The organism is Brevibacterium oceani (genome assembly GCF_013623835.1).
Taxonomy (GTDB): Bacteria; Actinomycetota; Actinomycetes; order Actinomycetales; family Brevibacteriaceae; genus Brevibacterium; species Brevibacterium oceani.
In genome coordinates this window covers 1-16,988 of sequence record NZ_JABKDE010000016.1, presented here as the reverse complement: position 1 = coordinate 16,988, position 16,988 = coordinate 1, and the positions used below count along the sequence as shown (strand labels likewise).

17 protein-coding genes and 1 other annotated feature are annotated in these 16,988 nt (G+C 63.7%); of the genes, 10 read left to right on the top strand and 7 right to left on the bottom strand.

Annotated features, from left to right (window positions below):
- The 4 genes from HK401_RS20340 to HK401_RS20325 form a co-directional block, all read left to right on the top strand.
- Positions 1-419, top strand: a 419-nt coding sequence (locus HK401_RS20340; RefSeq protein WP_181276502.1) for a fasciclin domain-containing protein, incomplete at its 5' end; no start/stop codon positions are given.
- Positions 420-552: 133 nt separating this feature from the next.
- On the top strand, positions 553-1,209 hold the full coding sequence (locus tag HK401_RS20335; RefSeq protein WP_181276501.1) for a sigma-70 family RNA polymerase sigma factor: 657 nt from the start codon (positions 553-555) through the stop codon (positions 1,207-1,209).
- The gene (locus tag HK401_RS20330; protein WP_181276500.1) at positions 1,206-2,084 is read left to right on the top strand and encodes an anti-sigma factor; all 879 of its coding nucleotides are present in this window, start codon (positions 1,206-1,208) and stop codon (positions 2,082-2,084) included. The genes HK401_RS20335 and HK401_RS20330 overlap by 4 nt, the downstream gene beginning before the upstream one ends.
- Before the next feature lie 212 nt (positions 2,085-2,296).
- Positions 2,297-4,453: an MMPL family transporter gene (locus HK401_RS20325; protein ID WP_309136063.1), complete on the top strand. Its 2,157-nt coding sequence runs from the start codon at positions 2,297-2,299 to the stop codon at positions 4,451-4,453.
- A gap of 39 nt (positions 4,454-4,492) precedes the next feature.
- Here the strand turns inward: HK401_RS20325 and HK401_RS20320 are convergent, their stop codons facing one another.
- The gene (locus tag HK401_RS20320; protein ID WP_181276499.1) at positions 4,493-5,077 is read right to left on the bottom strand and encodes a MarR family winged helix-turn-helix transcriptional regulator; all 585 of its coding nucleotides are present in this window, start codon (positions 5,075-5,077) and stop codon (positions 4,493-4,495) included.
- 376 nt (positions 5,078-5,453) lie between these two features.
- On the opposite strand from HK401_RS20320, the gene HK401_RS20315 reads away from it, so the two are divergent.
- On the top strand, positions 5,454-6,098 hold the full coding sequence (locus HK401_RS20315) for a Rossmann-fold NAD(P)-binding domain-containing protein (protein WP_258234379.1): 645 nt from the start codon (positions 5,454-5,456) through the stop codon (positions 6,096-6,098).
- A gap of 59 nt (positions 6,099-6,157) precedes the next feature.
- On the opposite strand, the gene HK401_RS20310 is transcribed toward HK401_RS20315, so the two are convergent.
- Positions 6,158-7,732: an acetolactate synthase large subunit gene (locus tag HK401_RS20310; RefSeq protein ID WP_181276497.1), complete on the bottom strand. Its 1,575-nt coding sequence runs from the start codon at positions 7,730-7,732 to the stop codon at positions 6,158-6,160.
- Between the two features lie 255 nt (positions 7,733-7,987).
- Between HK401_RS20310 and HK401_RS20305 the strand changes: the two genes are divergently transcribed.
- Positions 7,988-9,049 (top strand): YbfB/YjiJ family MFS transporter, encoded by a 1,062-nt coding sequence (locus tag HK401_RS20305; RefSeq protein ID WP_309136062.1) that lies wholly within the window; start codon positions 7,988-7,990, stop codon positions 9,047-9,049.
- A 121-nt stretch (positions 9,050-9,170) separates the two neighbouring features.
- On the opposite strand, the gene HK401_RS20300 is transcribed toward HK401_RS20305, so the two are convergent.
- On the bottom strand, positions 9,171-9,929 hold the full coding sequence (locus tag HK401_RS20300; protein ID WP_181276496.1) for an SDR family NAD(P)-dependent oxidoreductase: 759 nt from the start codon (positions 9,927-9,929) through the stop codon (positions 9,171-9,173).
- 240 nt (positions 9,930-10,169) lie between these two features.
- Between HK401_RS20300 and HK401_RS20295 the strand changes: the two genes are divergently transcribed.
- Positions 10,170-10,691, top strand: coding sequence for a TetR/AcrR family transcriptional regulator (locus HK401_RS20295; protein ID WP_219922110.1), 522 nt, complete (start codon positions 10,170-10,172; stop codon positions 10,689-10,691).
- Positions 10,692-10,892: 201 nt separating this feature from the next.
- Here the strand turns inward: HK401_RS20295 and HK401_RS20290 are convergent, their stop codons facing one another.
- The 3 genes from HK401_RS20290 to HK401_RS20280 form a co-directional block, all read right to left on the bottom strand.
- On the bottom strand, positions 10,893-12,029 hold the full coding sequence (locus HK401_RS20290; protein WP_181276494.1) for a low temperature requirement protein A: 1,137 nt from the start codon (positions 12,027-12,029) through the stop codon (positions 10,893-10,895).
- A 95-nt stretch (positions 12,030-12,124) separates the two neighbouring features.
- Positions 12,125-12,454: a nuclear transport factor 2 family protein gene (locus HK401_RS20285; RefSeq protein WP_181276493.1), complete on the bottom strand. Its 330-nt coding sequence runs from the start codon at positions 12,452-12,454 to the stop codon at positions 12,125-12,127.
- A gap of 13 nt (positions 12,455-12,467) precedes the next feature.
- Positions 12,468-13,220 (bottom strand): SDR family oxidoreductase, encoded by a 753-nt coding sequence (locus tag HK401_RS20280; RefSeq protein ID WP_181276492.1) that lies wholly within the window; start codon positions 13,218-13,220, stop codon positions 12,468-12,470.
- A gap of 66 nt (positions 13,221-13,286) precedes the next feature.
- Between HK401_RS20280 and HK401_RS20275 the strand changes: the two genes are divergently transcribed.
- Positions 13,287-13,973, top strand: coding sequence for a TetR/AcrR family transcriptional regulator (locus HK401_RS20275; protein ID WP_181276491.1), 687 nt, complete (start codon positions 13,287-13,289; stop codon positions 13,971-13,973).
- 155 nt (positions 13,974-14,128) lie between these two features.
- Here the strand turns inward: HK401_RS20275 and HK401_RS20270 are convergent, their stop codons facing one another.
- Positions 14,129-15,022, bottom strand: a complete 894-nt coding sequence (locus HK401_RS20270; protein WP_181276490.1) for an alkyl sulfatase dimerization domain-containing protein — start codon at positions 15,020-15,022, stop codon at positions 14,129-14,131.
- Here HK401_RS20270 and HK401_RS20265 point away from each other — a divergent pair.
- A complete protein-coding gene (locus HK401_RS20265) occupies positions 15,012-15,317 on the top strand; it encodes a transposase (RefSeq protein ID WP_164742795.1) in 306 nt (101 codons plus the stop codon). The genes HK401_RS20270 and HK401_RS20265 overlap by 11 nt on opposite strands.
- Positions 15,278-15,406 (top strand) — a sequence feature (AL1L pseudoknot). Its footprint overlaps the gene before it by 40 nt.
- Positions 15,314-16,261, top strand: coding sequence for an IS3 family transposase (locus tag HK401_RS20260; protein WP_181276489.1), 948 nt, complete (start codon positions 15,314-15,316; stop codon positions 16,259-16,261). (Overlaps the previous feature by 93 nt.) Before HK401_RS20265 ends, HK401_RS20260 begins: the two co-directional genes overlap by 4 nt.
- The last annotated feature ends 727 nt before the right edge of the window (positions 16,262-16,988 follow it).

Genomic DNA, 16,988 nt, shown 5'->3' with positions numbered 1-16,988 from the left:
TGGGCCAGGACCCGGTGGCCACTGCCGCCTCGAACAACCCGATGCTCACGACCCTGACCAAGGCTGTCTCGGGCAAGCTCAACCCCGATGTCGACCTCGTCGACACCCTCAACGGCGACGAATTCACCGTCATCGCCCCGGTCGACGACGCCTTCGCCGATGTACCGAAGGATGACCTCGACGCGCTGGCCAAGGACTCGGACATGCTGACGAAGGTCCTGACCTACCACGTCATCCCCGGTCAGCTCTCCCCCGATGAGATCGCCGGCGAACATGAGACCGTCGAGGGCTCGAAGGTCAAGATCTCCGGCGAGGGCGAGGACATGAAGTTCGACGATGCCGGACTGGTCTGCGGCGGAGTCAAGACCGCCAACGCCACGGTCTACATGGTCGACGCCGTGATGATGCCCAAGGACTGACATCCCATACTCCTCGCAGCACCGGCCAGGGATCGATCAGACATATCGCGATCGGCCCCTGGCCGCCCCTCTTTCCTCTCCTCACCACCGGAGAACGTGCCAGGCACTGTTCGGGGGATGAGAAGATTGGTGCATGAGTTCAGACGATCCGACGACGTTTCGACACAGTCCACCGGGGTCTGCGCCACAACCCCGGCAACCGGCCCCCACCTCGACGGACACCACGTCTGGAGTCTACGGTTCGGCCGATCCCAGCGGTCAGCTGTTGCTGAGGATCAGCGAGGGTGACGCGGCGGCGTTCGAGGAACTCTTCACGAACCAGTCCAGGATCCTCATGGCCGTGATCGTCCGGATCGTCAAGAGCCAGTCACTGGCCGAGGAGGTCCTGCAGGAATGCTTCACCGAGGTGTGGACTCGGTGCTCGGCCTTCAATCCCGCGAAGGGAACGGGCCGGGCATGGTTGATCACCCTGTGTCGCAGACGGGCCATCGACTGCGTGCGCAGCGTCCAGTCCCAGCAGGACCGGGACCTCGCCGATGGACTGCGGTCCACCGCCGAGGCGGGTGATGAGGTCGAGCAGACCGTGATCGACCGGGCGGAATCGGACCGGACAGTCTCGGCGCTGAAGGGACTGCCGGAGGATCAGAGCAGACCGATCGTCATGGCGTTCTATCAGGGTCTGACCCACGCTCAGATCTCGGAGAACCTCAAGGTGCCGCTGGGCACCATCAAGTCACGGATCAGAGACGGAATGAAGAAGCTGCGAAAGGAATTGGAGGCGAGTCGATGAGCACCGATCGTGACTATCTGGCCGCCGGCCTGGCGCTCGGGGGACTCAGCGATGCCGAACTCGCCGAGGCACAGGCCCTCGCCGACTCCGATGCCGATTTCCGCGCCGAGGTCGCCGCTTATGACGACACGATGTCTCTGGTCGCCGAATCCGATGAACCCGTCGAGATCAGCGCCGAGACCCGCGCGGCGATCCTCTCCATCCCCGCAACCCATGCGCAGGAGAATTCAACGGCAGTGGACCCGGTTGAACCCGCACCCCCAGCCTCCCTGGCTGACCACCGCGAATCCCGTGAGCGCAGCGAGTCTCAGGACAGCAGCGAGTCACACGAACGCGTCGACGGCAGCCACAGCACTGGCCGCGAATGGGGCGGTGGCCGCGGTCCGAACCGCCGAACCAATGCTGGGCGTCGCAGTTCGTGGCTTCCCTATGCGGCCGCGGCGGCAGCCCTCATCGTCATCACCGGTTCCGGGGTGACGATCTGGCAGCAGACCCAGGAACAGAACCAGCTCGAAGAGGACCTCACGGCTACCCAGCAGCAGCTCGACGAGTCTGCACGGTTGATAGAAGCCGACGACCTGCAAACGCGCACGAAAGACCTGCCCGAGGGCGGAACGGTCACGGTGCTGTCCTCGGAGTCCGAGCAGCTCATCCGCTTCAGCCCCCATGATGTCGGGCAGGCTCCTGCCGGGAAGTCAATGCAGATGTGGGTCATCGGGATCGATGGACCTGAAAGTGCGGGACTGATGACCGATCAGCCGGTGACGATCACTGACCATGAGTTCGCCACCGGCAGCGTCTTCGGCATCACCGTCGAACCCGAGGGCGGTTCCGAGCAGCCGACCACGGACCCGATCATCGCTATTGGCCTCTAGACCATACCGCCGTACCGCGCAGAATGGCCACACTGCCGCAGACCAAGAAGCTGCACACTTTGAGTCAGAGAGCTCTGGTTGCAACCAGTGGTCTCTGACTCAACCGGAGTAAGACCGCGCTCACCGTCTTCCAAGTGATACCCCAAGACTCGACTATCGTACTGCCGCAGCAGTGGTTGGATTTATACTTCACCTAGTGAAATACTAGCTAGGTGAATGAAATTCTTGAATCGCCGGCGCGCGTCCGCTGGATCGCCCGCATCATCGTTCCCGCCGCACTCATCGTCGTCTGGTTCGTCGTCTTCGGGTTCGGCGGAATGAGCTTCGGGTCGATCAGCGAGGTCGCCACGGATGAGAGAGCGTCATTCCTCCCTTCGAGTGCAGAGTCGACGAAGGTGCAGAACGAGATTGCGAGGTTCACGGGTTCGGATGCGATCCCTGCGATCGTGATTGCCGAACACGGAGGCGGACTCACCGACGCCGACCGAGAACAGCTTGAGACGTTCGCCGACCAGGCCGGCGACATCGTTCCCGGCGCTGAGGCCTCTCCCGTAATCCCATCGGAGGACGATGAGGCGGCCGAACTCGTCGTCTCAATCCCGTCCGACGCCGAGATCGGAGACGTGGTTGAGCAGCTCGAGAGTGATGCCGACCAGACGTTGACGGACATGAACGTGTGGGTGAGCGGCCCCGCAGGATTCACAGCCGACCTGCAGGAGGCCTTCGGCGGGATCGATGGAATCCTTCTCGTCGTCGCACTGGCCGTCGTCTTCGTCATCCTTGTCGTCGTCTACCGCTCACCACTTCTGCCGATCCTCGTTCTCCTCAGCTCGATGACGGCACTCTGCGCGGCGGTGCTCATCAACGTCGCCCTGGCCCGCGAAGGCATCGTGACCCTCAATGGTCAGGTCCAGGGCATCCTCTTCATCCTCGTCATCGGCGCCGCCACGGATTACTCGCTGCTCTACATCGCTCGATACCGTGAATCGCTGAGAGACAGCCGCTCCGCCTCCACCGCGGCGTGGACGGCGATCCGCGGGGTCGTCGAACCCATTCTTGCCTCTGGCGGGACAGTCATCGCCGGCCTCCTGTGCCTGCTACTGTCCGATCTCGGCTCGAACTCTGCGCTCGGTCCGGTCGCGGCCATCGGCATCGCCTGCGCAATGCTCGCCACGCTCACCTTCCTCCCTGCCATGCTCGCCGTCTTCGGACGCGCGGCATTCTGGCCGCGCAGCCCCCGGTACGGCAGCGCCCATCCGGAGCTGACCGGGCCGAATGCCACCGGGCTATGGCCACAGGTGGGACGCTTTGTCTCCGCGGCCCCACGACGGATCGTCGCGGGCGTCGCCGTCGTCCTCGTCGCCGGCTGTGCAGGCCTCGTGCTCCTCGACTCCGACGGTGTGCCGCAGAGCGACTTCGTCCTAGGACAGAGTCAGGCTCGAGACGGGCAACAGGCCATCGACCGGCACTTCGCGGCCGGATCGGGCAACCCCGCGTACGTGCTCGCGCCCAGTGACGAACGACGAGAGGTCGCCGAGGCGATCTCGTCGACACCTGGAATCGACAGTCTCAGCCTCGTCGCTCAGGATGCCCTCTCGGGAACAACCCCGGTCGACGACGACGGCGCTGTCGCCACGGATGGATCAGCAGGCCCGCCGCCGGCCGAACCGACCGAGATCGACGGACAGATCATGTTCTCCCTGACTCTTTCCGCTCCCGCCGACTCGCTCGAAGCCGAAGGCATGGTCGAAGAGCTGCGCGAGAATCTCACATCGACTCAGGCGCTGGTGGGAGGCAGCACGGCTGTTGATCTCGATACGAACACCACGTCATCGAAAGACCGGGCAGTGATCATTCCTATCGTCCTGGCAGTCATCACCGTCATGCTCGCCTTCCTCCTGAGATCGCTGCTGGCACCCCTGCTGCTCCTCGCGACCACGGTCCTGAGCTTCGGCACAGCGCTGGGGATCAGCGCACTCGTTTTCCGCCTAATCGGGCAGCCGCAGTCCGATCCGTCGGTGCCGCTGTACGCTTTCGTCTTCCTCGTCGCATTGGGAATCGATTACAACATCTTCCTGATGACCCGCGTTCGCGAGGAGACGCTCACCCACGGGACCTGGGAAGGAGCACTGCGAGGGCTCTCGGTCACCGGTGGCGTGATCACGAGTGCAGGAATAGTTCTTGCGGCTACCTTTGCCGCTCTCATCGTCATCCCGATCCAGTTCCTGCTTCAGCTCGCGATCATCGTCGCGATCGGTGTCCTCCTCGACGCGCTGATCGTGAGGACCCTTCTCGTCCCGGCACTCACGCTGTGGATCGGAGACAGGATCTGGTGGCCATCGCGCCTGGCGAACCCCGCCAAGCACTGAAGTTCCAAGGAGAGACTTCAGCGGCCATTGCTCGATGGCTCAGGTCCGTGGGTCCTCGGCGACCTCCTGTTCGCTGCCGTCGCCCTGGGAGAAGTCCGGGTCCGTGAGATCGCGTTTCGTCTCTCGGAGGAAGCGGATGACGACCTCGCGCTCACTGGAAGTCAGTCGGGCGGCAGCATGAAAACGCCTGGACTGGGCCCGCCCCACCGTTTCGATCGCCGTGGTGTAGGTGTCCGTAGTGATGCTGATCGCCTGTGCCCGACGATCGTTGGGGTGAGGTTCACGCACGATGTGCTCACCGCGCTCGAGCCGATCGAGCAGCTTCGTCGTCGCCGAAGCGGAGATGCCCAGGTGTTCGGCGATGCCTCCAGGCGTCCCCACTCGCTGCTGATTTCGGCAGATGATGAGATAGTGGATCGCCCGCATGTCGGTGGCGTTGAGCTGCATGTACTTCTGCGACTCCTCCGACATGGCCCGCTCGGCTTCGCGCAGCTCGCCGAATGCTGCCATCAGCTCCCCGATCTGGGCGATCGCTTCGGGGGACAGCTCGGAGCGGTCGACGAGGTGCTGCTCGGGATCGCTCGAGTCGACATCGTAGACCGCCGACTTCGCGATTTCCGACACTCCGCACCTCCAACCTGGGCTACCACCGGCGCGAGCGATCTGTCCACAGCGCCATCTTTGATTCTAGACGCCGCGGCAGCTCAGCGGTTCACCTCACGATTCCCACATACCCGCATCAGAGACTCTGCGCAATGCCCTGGTCACTTCCCCTCAACCCCGGAGGTCCCAACAAGGGCTGTTATCCTCGTGAGAAATCCACAGATTTCGAAAGCCACCGATGAATACAACGACATTGCTGGTCGGATGCGGGAAGGTCGGCATCCGGCTGGGCCGGAGCCTGATCGCGCGTGGAGAAGCTGTTGTCGCCGTCCGCAGAGACCCCGCATCTCTTCCTCCTACCTTCACGCGTATCGCAGCCGATCTGGCACAGCCGCCGATGCGTGAGATGCCTCCGGTCGACCGGCTCGTCATCACCCTTCCGCCGCCGGTGACCGACGGGGGCTACGGTGTTCTCCTGCGCAACCTCGCGGCGGTCATGTCGGTCGCACCCGAGAGAGCGGTGTTCGTGTCATCGACTCGCGTCTTCGAAGGGTGGGGCCCGGGCCGCATCGTGACGGAGGACACTGAACCGTATCCATTGTCGGACAGAGCCAGGATGCTCCTTGACGGGGAAGATCGCGCACGCGAGCTCTTCGATGCCATTACTCTGCGCCCTGCTGGAATCTATGGGCCCGGACGCGGACGTCTGATCGCCGCAGTCAGAAACGGCCGAGCAGTCGATCGCTTGCGTCTGACGAACCGCATCCATGAGGTCGATCTCGTTCGCACCATCGAGAAGCTGCTGCTGTCCGCGGATCCGCCGAGCCTGCTTCACGCGGTCGATGGTCATTGTGTCCGACAGGGGGACGTTGTCGACCACATCGCTGCTCGACTCGGGGTCGGATCTCCCCCGGGAACCCACAGCGACGCCGCCAGCGGTCGGCACCTCGATGGCACCAAGCTGAAGCGTTTCCTCGGGTCGTTGGACTATCCGACCTATTCCAGCGGATATGATGCGGTACTGCAGCCCGGCGCGCGCTGACCGGCAGCCCCAGGCGGGCCAGGGTCAAGAGCCGATCTTCGTCGGTTCAGGGGGTCACGTCACAGCAGCACTTCGATGAGTCGAGGACCTGGCTCGGCCAGCGCTGAGAGAAACGAATGGTGCAGCTTCTCAACCGTTTCAACCCGCACCGCCGGTACTCCCATACCCTGGGACAACGACACCCAGTCGATATTCGGGTTGTCGAGATCGAGAAGGGACTGTGCCTTCGGGCCGAAGTCGGGCACGCCGACATTGGCCATCTCGTTGCGCAGGATCTGGTACTTCCGGTTGGAGAAGATGAGGACGACGATGTCGAGCTGTTCCCGGGCGTAGGTCCACAGCGCTTGCGGCATGTACATTCCGGAGCCGTCGGATTCGAGGACGATGACCTTGCGATCCGGGCTCGCAATCGCCGCACCGGCACCGACGGGAAGGGCCCAGCCGATCGACCCGCCGGTCCCGCCGAGGTAGTCGTGCCGGTGGGAGGACGCGGTCCGCGGGTAGAAGTCCCGACCCGTGGTGATCGATTCGTCGACGACGATGGAGTCCTCCGGAATCGCCCCGGACAGCCATGCGGCGAGATTCGACACCGTGATCGTGCCGCTGGGCACGGTGGCCGGGGCGAACTCGGCTCGCTCGCTCGGGTAGACGGCCTCGGATGCCGCAGCCGCGTCCGGGCCTGCCCCGAGGCTGTCGGCCAGCGCTTCGAGGGCCGTCGCGGAGTCCGCGCCGATGGGGCTGAGCGGGTAGAAGGCGGTCCCCGGTCGGGTGAGGACGCTGGGTTTGTCGGGGTAGGCGAAGAAGGCCACGGGAGGCTTCGAATCGATGAGGATGATCGAGTCGAAGTGCCGGAGCACTTCGACAGAGGGTTCGACAGGATAGGGGATCTTCGTGAGCGCAACCCGGCCGGCCCCGCGTTCGGTGCGCGGCGCGAAGGTCTCCGCCAGCAGGCTTGCCCCTGTTGCCGCCGCGATGCGGGCGGCGACGTCGAGCTGCTCGGTGCGCAGGGCACGACCGCCCAACAGGATCGCGGTTCTGCGTCCCTGCGTTCGCAGACGGTCGGCAGCGGCGTCGACGACGTTCTCGTCGATCGTCAGCGCCGTCGGCGGCTGTGCCGGCACCGGTCCGGTGTAGGCATCGGCAGTGTTCCAGGCGGTGTCGGCGGGGAGGATGAGCGAGCTGATTCTGCCCGGCAGGCTGAAGCCGATCGCGTCGGCGGCATCGGAGGCGATCGTGTTCGCCGAGGGAGACGTTCGGACCCAATCGCTGAAGGGGCGCAGCGCGCCTTCGATATCCGAGGTCAGGGGAGCATCAAGCCCTCGGTGGTAGCCCGCGTGGTCGCCGATGATGTTGACGATCGAGGATCTCGCGCGCAGGGCGTTGTGGAGGTTGGACAGCCCGTTGGCCGCCCCTGGGCCCAGATGCAGGAGGGTCGCTGCGGGTGAGTCAAGCATCCGCGAATACCCGTCGGCGGCACCGGTGACGACTCCTTCGAAGAGTCCGAGCACTCCACGGATTCCCGGTTGTCGGTCGAGCGCAGCGACAAAATGCATTTCCGACGTTCCTGGATTTGCGAAGCAGACTTCGATCCCGTTGCCCGTGAGCGTCTCGAGGAGGCTTTCCGCACCGTTCATGACATCGTTCCCTTTGCGATCGGCCGGAAAGGACTTCGGCACCCGTGCACAGCAGTACATCCGTCGTATCACATTCGGCGCGCGTTCCGCTCGATCGTCTGCGCGGCACCGACGACACGAAGGGGTCCACCGGTGCGCCGAGGTCGGATCGAGTCTCATCGAGGCAGGAACCTGTCCGCATCCCCTCCCGCCGAGGCGGCCGGACCGCGTTCATCGTAGAGATGGAGACACCGCCGTCAGAGGAGAGGAATCACCGTGCCTCAGCGTTTCGTCAGTTCCTCGCTCGCTCCCGTCCGGGGAGCTCCGGGTCTGGCGGTGGCGATGGGCATGGGCCGGTTCTTCTACACCCCGGCGCTGCCCCTCATGGTCGCGGCCCTCCATTGGGGCTCGGCACCCGGGGCGTGGGTCGCGACCCTGAACTATGTCGGCTACTTCATCGGCACCCTCGTCATCGCCCAAGGCTGGGTCGAACCCAACCGGTTCGTCTACCGCCTCAGCCTCATCGTCTCCACAGTGGGTCTGGCCGCGGTCGCCCTGACTCCGAACCTCATCTGGCAGGGCAGTATCCGCACGATCGCCGGTATCGCCTCGGGGCTGATCTTCGTGTGCGTGACCCAGCACATCCCCGACAACTCCCGCCGTCCGCGCGATGGCGGCCTCTCCTACGGCGGAGTCGGCTTCGGCATCCTCGTCTCCGGGACCATCGTGCTCATCGCCGGAAGCGTCGTCGATTGGCGGGGCCTGTGGCTCATCTGCGCGGCCGTATCCGCGGTCTTCACCGTCATCGCCTGGACCTGGCCGATGCCCGTGCGGATCCCTGTGCACACCGCCACCGAGGCGGCCGACCCCATCCGATCCGATGGCCCGACCGAGGCCGACCCCCCCGCCGAGGCGGTCACCGCGTTCGAGACCAACCGCCGACGAGCCATGGCCGTGCTCTCCATCGGCTACTTCTTCCAAGGCGGCGGCTACATCATCATCGGCACCTATCTCGTCGTGCTCGCCGGCCCCGTCTTCGGCACCACGGCGGCCGCTTCGACGTGGCTCATCGCCGGGATCGCCACGGCGGCCTCTCCCCTGTCATGGTCAGCAGTCATCTCCCGCATCGGCACGGTGACGGCTTTGACTCTCTGTTATTGCCTCCAGGTCTTCGGCGCCCTGCTCGCCGTCTTCGGCTCCTCCCCCGCCGTCCTGATCATCGCCGCGGCCCTGAGTCATACCATCTCCGCAGCCTTCATCGCCTCGGCGGTCGCTCTGGCCATCGCCATGGCTCTGACGCTCGTCGGCGTCGTCACCGCGGACATATCCCGCCGATGATTCGACGCGCGAACAGGACAGCCGCACCGGGACTGCAGTAGGACGGCAGTGCCGATCAGGGTGGCCAGGGTGCTTGTCCGTTCTGGGCGACGATGCCATCCGAATGCACAGATAGAGCGCGTCAGAGGAATGCGCCGCCGGATACCTCGATTCGTTCGCCGGTGACCCAACCCATCTCCGGGGATACCAGAGTGGACACGGCATTGCCGATCTCGGCAGGGTCGGCGACGCGCCCGAGTGCAGTATGCGAGGCTATCTCGGACCTCATGTCGGCGTTGTCGCGCATCGCACCGCCGTTGAAGTCTGTTGCCGCAGGGCCGGGGGCAATGCTGTTGACGCGGATTCCTCGCGGCCCGAGCTCTCCTGCCAGGCTGCGTGACAAGGTCTCGACTGCGGCCTTGGAAGCAGCATAGAGGCCTGTTGCTGGAGAGACGTGCCGGGTGAGCGAGGTGGAGATGTTGACAACGTGACCACCTCCGTCGAGGAGGGGCAGCAGCGCCTGTATGAGGAAGAAGGTGCCGCGAAGATTGGTGCCGAGCTGGGCGTCGAAGTCCTCAGGCGTGACGGCCTCGAAGTTGCCGAACACGCCGATGCCCGCGTTGTTGATGAGCACGTCGAGGTGAGAGAGGCCCCACTTCTGCGCGAGCATGTCATCGACCGAGGCGGCGGCACTCTGCAGGGCTGGAACATCAGTAAGGTCGAGCGCGATCGGCAGCGAATCAGCACCGGCTTCTGCGATGAGGGTCAATGTCTCCGATATGTCGCTTCCGGGGCGATGGGCGGCGACGACTCGGTGTCCGTTCCGGGCGAGGGAGACGGCGATGCTCTGTCCGAGGCCGCGGTTGGCTCCGGTGACGAGAGCGGTGGGTAAGTGGATCATACTGGCATTCCTTCCAACGGTGTGACTTGCAAGAGCGGACCATCGGCTGTCTGCTGCACGAGCGGAGATGCGCTTGGAGTACCTCCGCCCTCATGCCGGGCGTCACTAGTAAGTGTTTATTTACTTGTAATCTAGATCAGTTGACGGGAACACGTCAACTGGTCGGAAGAACAACTGGTCGGAAGAAGGGGATGGATCTTGACGTCAACACGGGACCCCGATGCGACGCGAGCGCGGATCTTGGATGCAGCGCTGACCGAGTTCGCTGCAGTCGGACATGCGGGCGGGCGTGTCGAACGTATTGCCAGAGGCGCAGGCACGAATGTGCGGATGATCTATGCGTACTTCGGCAACAAAGCCGGTCTGTTCGATGCGACCGTGCGATCCGCGGTCGAGCGCATGGCCGCCGAGGTGCCCCCCGAGCCTGAGGCGCTTTCACAATGGGCGGGACGCTTATTCGATCATCATCAGGCAGATCCGACCGCGCTTCGGGTGAGTCTATGGGCGCAGTTGGAGCGGCCCGAGCTGGCGGGTGAGCCGATGGAGACCTACCTGGCGAAGACAGTCGCAGTGGCTGAGGGGCACGACGGTGCGGTGTCCGCGGTCGACCTTCTCGTCATCATCTACGCGATTGCTCAAGCGTGGACGCTGACACCCGTCGGTCTACTCCGCGCCGACGGCTCCGACCCCTCGTCCCCTGAGCGGATCGCTCGACACCGACGCTCGGTAGTCGCGGCAGTCGCGGCGATCGCTGCACAGTGAATGAGCTCTTCTGCGTGACGGCAGCAAGAATGAGATGGTTCCGGCCAATGTGACAATGCCGTGAACGACGGTGAGAGCAAGATCGCTGCAGTCGCGTCGGGCACTTCAGGCAATCCGAGTCTCAGGGCTCCCTGGGGCCGGCAGCTCAGCGGTCTTCACTGTGCGGACATATCCCGCCGTTGATTCGGGACGCAGCACCAGCTACTGACGTCGTGCGGTGAGCACGGCCAAGGTCGCGGTGACCGCGAGGACGCAGAGGCTGAGCACCATCACCGGCAGGTGGTGGGCAGAGAGCAGGGCGCCCACGGTGATCAGGCCGAGGACTCCCATGGCGATGAAGCGCGAGCGCGCCAAACTGCCGAAGCGGGATTTCAGGAAGAGCACGTTGCCGATCAGGTAGACCAGCGGACCTGCCGTTGTCACCAGAATGCTCGCCGGCGTGAGATGATCGTGGGTCAGCCGGAGTTCGATGGAGACTGCGACGAGGATCGCGCCGAGGACCATGAACGCGTGCGCATACGCATATGCCGAACGCAGCGCACCGGTGGAGGCATCCCCACCGGAGGTCTCGGGCCCGGCGAGGGCGAAGTAGTTCCACCACAGGACGAAGAGCGAGGCGAAGCCGACCAGGGCGCTGAGGGCGAGAGACCCGGTGAGGTGACCGTGCTCGACGATCGATCCGCCCATCAGCAGCACCGACTCGCCCAGAGCGATGATGAACACGAGGCGATTGCGCTCGGCCAGGTGTTCGGCGTCGGTGTCCCAGGTGTGCATCGGCGCGGCCCCGATGCCGGGGATCCGGTAGTGGGCCAGGGGCGCCGCGTAGTCGACGACCAATGCGATGAGCCAGAGCAGGAGTCGCCACTCGTCGTCGAACGCGGCCCCGGCCGCCCAGAGCACGCCGGCCATGAGCGTCCACAGAAGCAACATGCGGTAGTTCGCGGCCAGCTGCTGGCCGCGGTAGGCGATCATCATGAACACCGGCCGCAGGATTCCCATGAACAGGTAGCAGCCGACGAACAGCCAGGCCCCGTCCGCGAATGCGGTCGGAATGGCGATGGCCGTACCGAGCGCGGAGAGCATGAGCACTCCGGAGAGGAGCTGGACAGGCGTCCGGGTCGGATCGAGCCAGTTCATCGCCCAGGCGGTGTAGTTCCAGCCCCACCACACGGCGGCGAAGACGATCACCGTCTGTGCCGCGCCGGTCCACGAGAGGTGCTCGATGAGCAGGTGGGAGATCTGGATGATGGCGAAGACGTAGACCAGGTCGAAGAAGAGCTCGACCGGTCCGACCTCGGAGCGGCGGTGGCCCGTCCGAGCCAAGGGGGCTGTCGTCATGTGGTGAACCTCGTGCAGGGATGGATGAACGGATGGTGACGAGCGTGCCGAGCCGCCTCCGGCTCACCGGAGGCGGCTCGGGCGGGGGCCATCGGTCAGCCTTCGCGAATGGTCATCTGAGCAAGTCGGCCGTCTGCGACCTCGAAGACGAACTTCGAGCGGCCGTTGGCGTGGTTGGAACGCCAGTCGCCGACGACAGTCACGGTGCTGCCGGCGGCTTCGACCTCTGCGACGGCGAGCGTGCCGCGGGAGCCGATGAATTCCTCATCGCTCCACGCTTTGATCTGTTCACGTCCAGTGAAGGTGCGACCCCAATCGTCGACGACCCCGTCGTCGGTGAAGGCGTCGAGGAATGACTGCTCGTCGTGGGCGTTGATGCGTTCGAGCAGCGTGGCTACCGGTTCGGGAATCTGGTGGTCGGTCATCTCTGTGCTCCCTTCAGCGAGTAGTGTAGCCGCCATTGGCGAAGATGGTCTGACCGGTGATCCACCAACCGCCTGTCGCAAGGAACTCGACGATCGGAGCGATGTCCTCGATCTTCGTGAGCTGGTTGCCCATGGCCTGGGACTTGTGGAACTCGACGCGCTCGGGCGTCTCCTGGCCATAGAAGAACGGTGTGTCCATCGGGCCCGGAGCGACCGCCGTGACAGAGATGCCGCGGTCGGCGAATTCCTTCGCCGCAGCACGGGTGAAGTGCTCGACGGGCGATTTGCCTCCGGCATAGGTGGAGTATCCGTCGGTGAACGCGGCGAGCAGTGCGGTGACGATCGTGATGATCTTGCCGCCGTCTGCGAGGCGCTTTCCGGCCTCCTGAATGAAGAAGTAGGCCGCCTTCGCGTTGATGTCGAACATCGAATCGTACTCGGCCTCGGTCGTCTCGACGATCGGCTTGCGCAGCACCTTGCCTGCCGTGTTCACGGCGATGTCGATAGTGCCGAGTGCGGCCTCGGCGTCGGTGAACAGCTGGGACACGTTGGCCGGCACCGTCAGGTCGCCTTTGAACACCGCCCCCTTGGCTCCTGCCGCTTCGACTGCCGCGAGTGTGTCCTCGGCATCGCTGCGACTGGAATCGGAGTTGTAGTGGATCGCGACGTTGGCCCCGGCGGCCGCTGACTGCCGGGCGATCAGTCCGCCGAGGTTCTTCGCACCGCCGACGATGAGGACGTTCTTGCCTGAGAGTGTGTGCTCCATGTTCCGCTCCGTTCATATCAATGCTATAGCTCTGTATCTCTTCGATACATGCGCTAATATAGCACTATGCCAGAATCATCGACAAGCGATACACGGGAACGGCTGATCTCGTCGGCCGCCGATCTCATCGCAGCCTCTCCCGGCGAGGACTTCTCGCTGCGCGCCGTCTGCGATGCCGCCGGGGTGAAGATGCCGACGCTGTATCACTTCTTCGGCTCGAAGCAGGGACTCATCGATGCGGTCGTCGCTCATGGCTTCGATCTCTACCTGGGCGAGAAATCGGCAATGGAGTCATCCGGAGATCCGATTCAAGACATTCGGGCCGGTTGGGACGCCCATGTGGCCTTCGGCCTGGCCAATCCCGGCTTCTATACCCTGATGTACGGAAAGGTTCGGCCCGGCTACTCCCCTGCCGCTCAGTCACGACCGAGTGAGATCCTCCGCGGTCTCGCTGACCGGGCGGCCGATCAGGGCAGACTCGTAGTGCCGCCGGAGCAGGCGGCAGCGCATGTGCTCGTCACCAACATCGGAGTCACCTTGCGCCAGATCGTCCTCGCCCGACCGGATCCTGCGCTGTCCGCAGCTGTGCGCGAAGGGACGATTGCGGCCATCACCGGCACCGCGGAGCGGCCGGCCGCGCCGCTGACCACCGCGGTGGAGATCGCCGCAGCCCGACCCGAGATCCTCGGCAGAACCCAGACGCAGCTCCTCGTCGAATGGCTGACCACGATCGCCGCGCATCAAGAAGATTAGGGCCTGCAGTCAGATCCGAGTGCATGGTGCTGCAAGTTCCGTTGACAGCACAGCCGCAAGGTCGTCAGACCCTGCAGGCGTGTCTCGTTTTCAACGTCACCCGCAGAACTGGCAGCCGCTCGTGGGCCGCCACTTCAAACTTGATGCGACTCCGGCTACGGGGTGACGATGGCGAAATTCGGGTCTCCACCAGAGACGACGCTCAGCAGACTTCTCAGCACGCCGGCGTCGCCTACCAGCTCGAGGTCCGAAATCGAGAGCCCTCCGGCCAGCAATCGCATGAGCCCGAGCCGACTCACGGTCACAGTCACTGAGGCCGCCTCGGCTGATTCGTTGAGATGACGATGGATGAGCACTCCATTGCGCAGTGTCACACGGTGCCTCTGCCCAACATCTTCGAACACGAAGTCAAGTTCCAGGTCGAGCGTCCAGGCTTTCGGAGCCTCAATGGCAATCGCCAGCGAGTCAAGGAGCTGGGACACTTCGACGTGCTGTGCCAGCGACTTGGTGCCCGCTTGAGTCGGCGTGCCGAACTGCCCCTGCCGCAATTCGAGAGCACCACCCAGATAGAAGTTGCGCCAGATCGCATTCTCGCTGCCGAAACCAAGCTTCTCGAGCACATCTGCCAACTGACTCTTGACGAGTGTCTGGGTGTCGTCGGCGAAAACTGCATGGCCCAGCAGAGTGGCAGCCCAGCGCAGGTTTCCTTCGCTGACAGCCGCGGCGGCCAGTTGCTGCACTCGCTCGATGCCCCCGAGCGCGTCGACGTATCGGACTGCCAATGCTTGAGGCGGGTGCGGCCACAGATTGACCGGGTTGCCATCGAACCACCCCATGTACCGCTGGTAGATCGCTTTGACATTGTGACTCACTGAGCCGTAGTAGCCGCGTGTGCTCCACTCCTTGTCGAGAGCAGGCGGCAGTTCAATGAACTCGGCGATCTCTGCCCCCTGATAGCCGAGGTTGATGTAACGCAGGTGAATCGCCCCGGGGATAATAGAGGCAGGGAGATTGGAAGAAGGAGATTCTCTCTTGCCAGTGAAATACACCGACGAACTCAAGGCTCGTGCCGTCGAGCTCGTCATCCATGCCCAGGCCGATCCCGACACCGCGAACGGGGCAATCACTCGTGTTGCGAACGAGCTCGGCTTAAGCAAAGAGACCCTGCGAGTCTGGGTACGTAAACACAAGGATTCCGGCAAAGCCACTCCGGCCGAGTCGGTCGATTTGGAAGCGGAGAACCGTCGGCTACGGGCTGAGCTGGCTGAAGCGAAACGAGCCAACGAAATTCTGAAGAGGGCCTCGGCTTTCTTCGCGGCGGAGCTCGACCGCCCATCGAAGTGATTGTCGCCTTCATCGACGACAATCGTCACGAGTTCGGAGTCGAGCCAATCGTGCGCGCCCTGTCCGGGACTGCTGCACGGATTGCTGTGAGCTCGTATTACGCCTACAAGAAGCGTCAACCATCAGCCCGGGCCCGTCGGGATCAGGCACTGATGGTGGTGATCCGGGGCCTCTATGAGGCGAACTATTCCTGTTACGGGCAGCGGTTGATGTGGAAGGCGATCAACCGCGAGCACGCCGATGAGTTCGGGCCGGTGGCCCGCTGTACGGTGGAGCGGTTGATGCGCCAGTTAGGCATCGACGGAATCCGGCGGAAGCGGAAGCGTCCGAAGACGGCTTCAGCCAGGGCTGAGGAGTGCCCGGATGATCTCGTCGAACGCGAGTTCGCAGCACCGGCCCCGAACTGTTTGTGGGTCGCGGACATTCCCCCGCAAGCGGGAGGTGCCCCCTCCTATGTGCCGACGTCTGCTGGGTGGGTATACACGACGTTCATCCTCGATGTCTTCCATCGGGAGGTCGTCGGGTGGCAGGTGACGAACCATATGCGGGAGTCTCTGGCCAGGGACGCTCTGACGATGGCTCTCGCTGCGAAGTACAGGGCTGGCGAAGACGTCTCCGGGCTTGTCCACCACAGCGATCGCGGGGTGCAATTCCGGTCGATTCGCTATGGCGAGACCCTGGCGGAATCCGAGGTAGTTGCGTCTGTGGGGTCGCGTGGGGACTCGTACGACAACGCGATGGCCGAGGCCCTGAACTCGGTGTACAAGGCCGAGCTCATCGACCGGAAGACATGGTCGGGATTGATTGAGGTGATGTCGGAGACGTCGAAGTGGGTGGCTTGGTACAACCAGTCCAGGCTGCATTCAGCGATTGGCTACCGCCCGCCGTTCGAGGTTCATTCTGAATGGATCAACCAGTCCGCGACAGAGTCCGCGGCTGCTTAGGAAACCAAGAAAATGAGCCTCTACGAAACCCGGGGCTTGACACAGGGTTTCATCGTGCAGATATGCGTAGATGTCACGTTGGCGTTCCAGGAACTGGCACACACGGGCAGCACCCCATGTGGGCCAATGATGTGAGGCAAAGACCACGTCGGATCGTTCACCATAACGATCGACCGCCTCCGTCAAGTATCCCGCCCACGACCTCGAGTCTCGAACCAGTGCACCGCGCAGAGTCAGTACATTGTGCAGCGTATGTGTCGCGTTCTCAGCGATGCACAAAGCCCGATACTGAGGGTAATAGAAGTGAAACTCTGCAGGTGCTTCAGAATCTGGAGCAAGTTGGAACTCGATCTCCACGCCATCGACGACGATTGTCTCTCCGGTCTGGGTGACTTCCCTTGTCGGTGGTATGACACCGACCTCCCCGGTCGATGTTGTGTGCCCGAGCCCGGCACCGACACTTCCCTCAGGGCCCCGCTCGAGCTCAGCTCCGTACATATACGCCGCACGGCGCGCCATGGCCACTCCCGCATACAGATTCTCGCTGACTGCGTGCGAGAGGAACCCTGCAGGTGCGATGATTTCGACCTCACCGCGATCGACCGCTGAGGCTACCCTCGAATAGTGGACACCCAAGTTAGCGGGATTCGCAGTCCTGCTGGAAGGATGTTCAATATGTCAGATCAGAAGCGACAGCGTCGCTCTTACACCCCGGAATACCGGATCG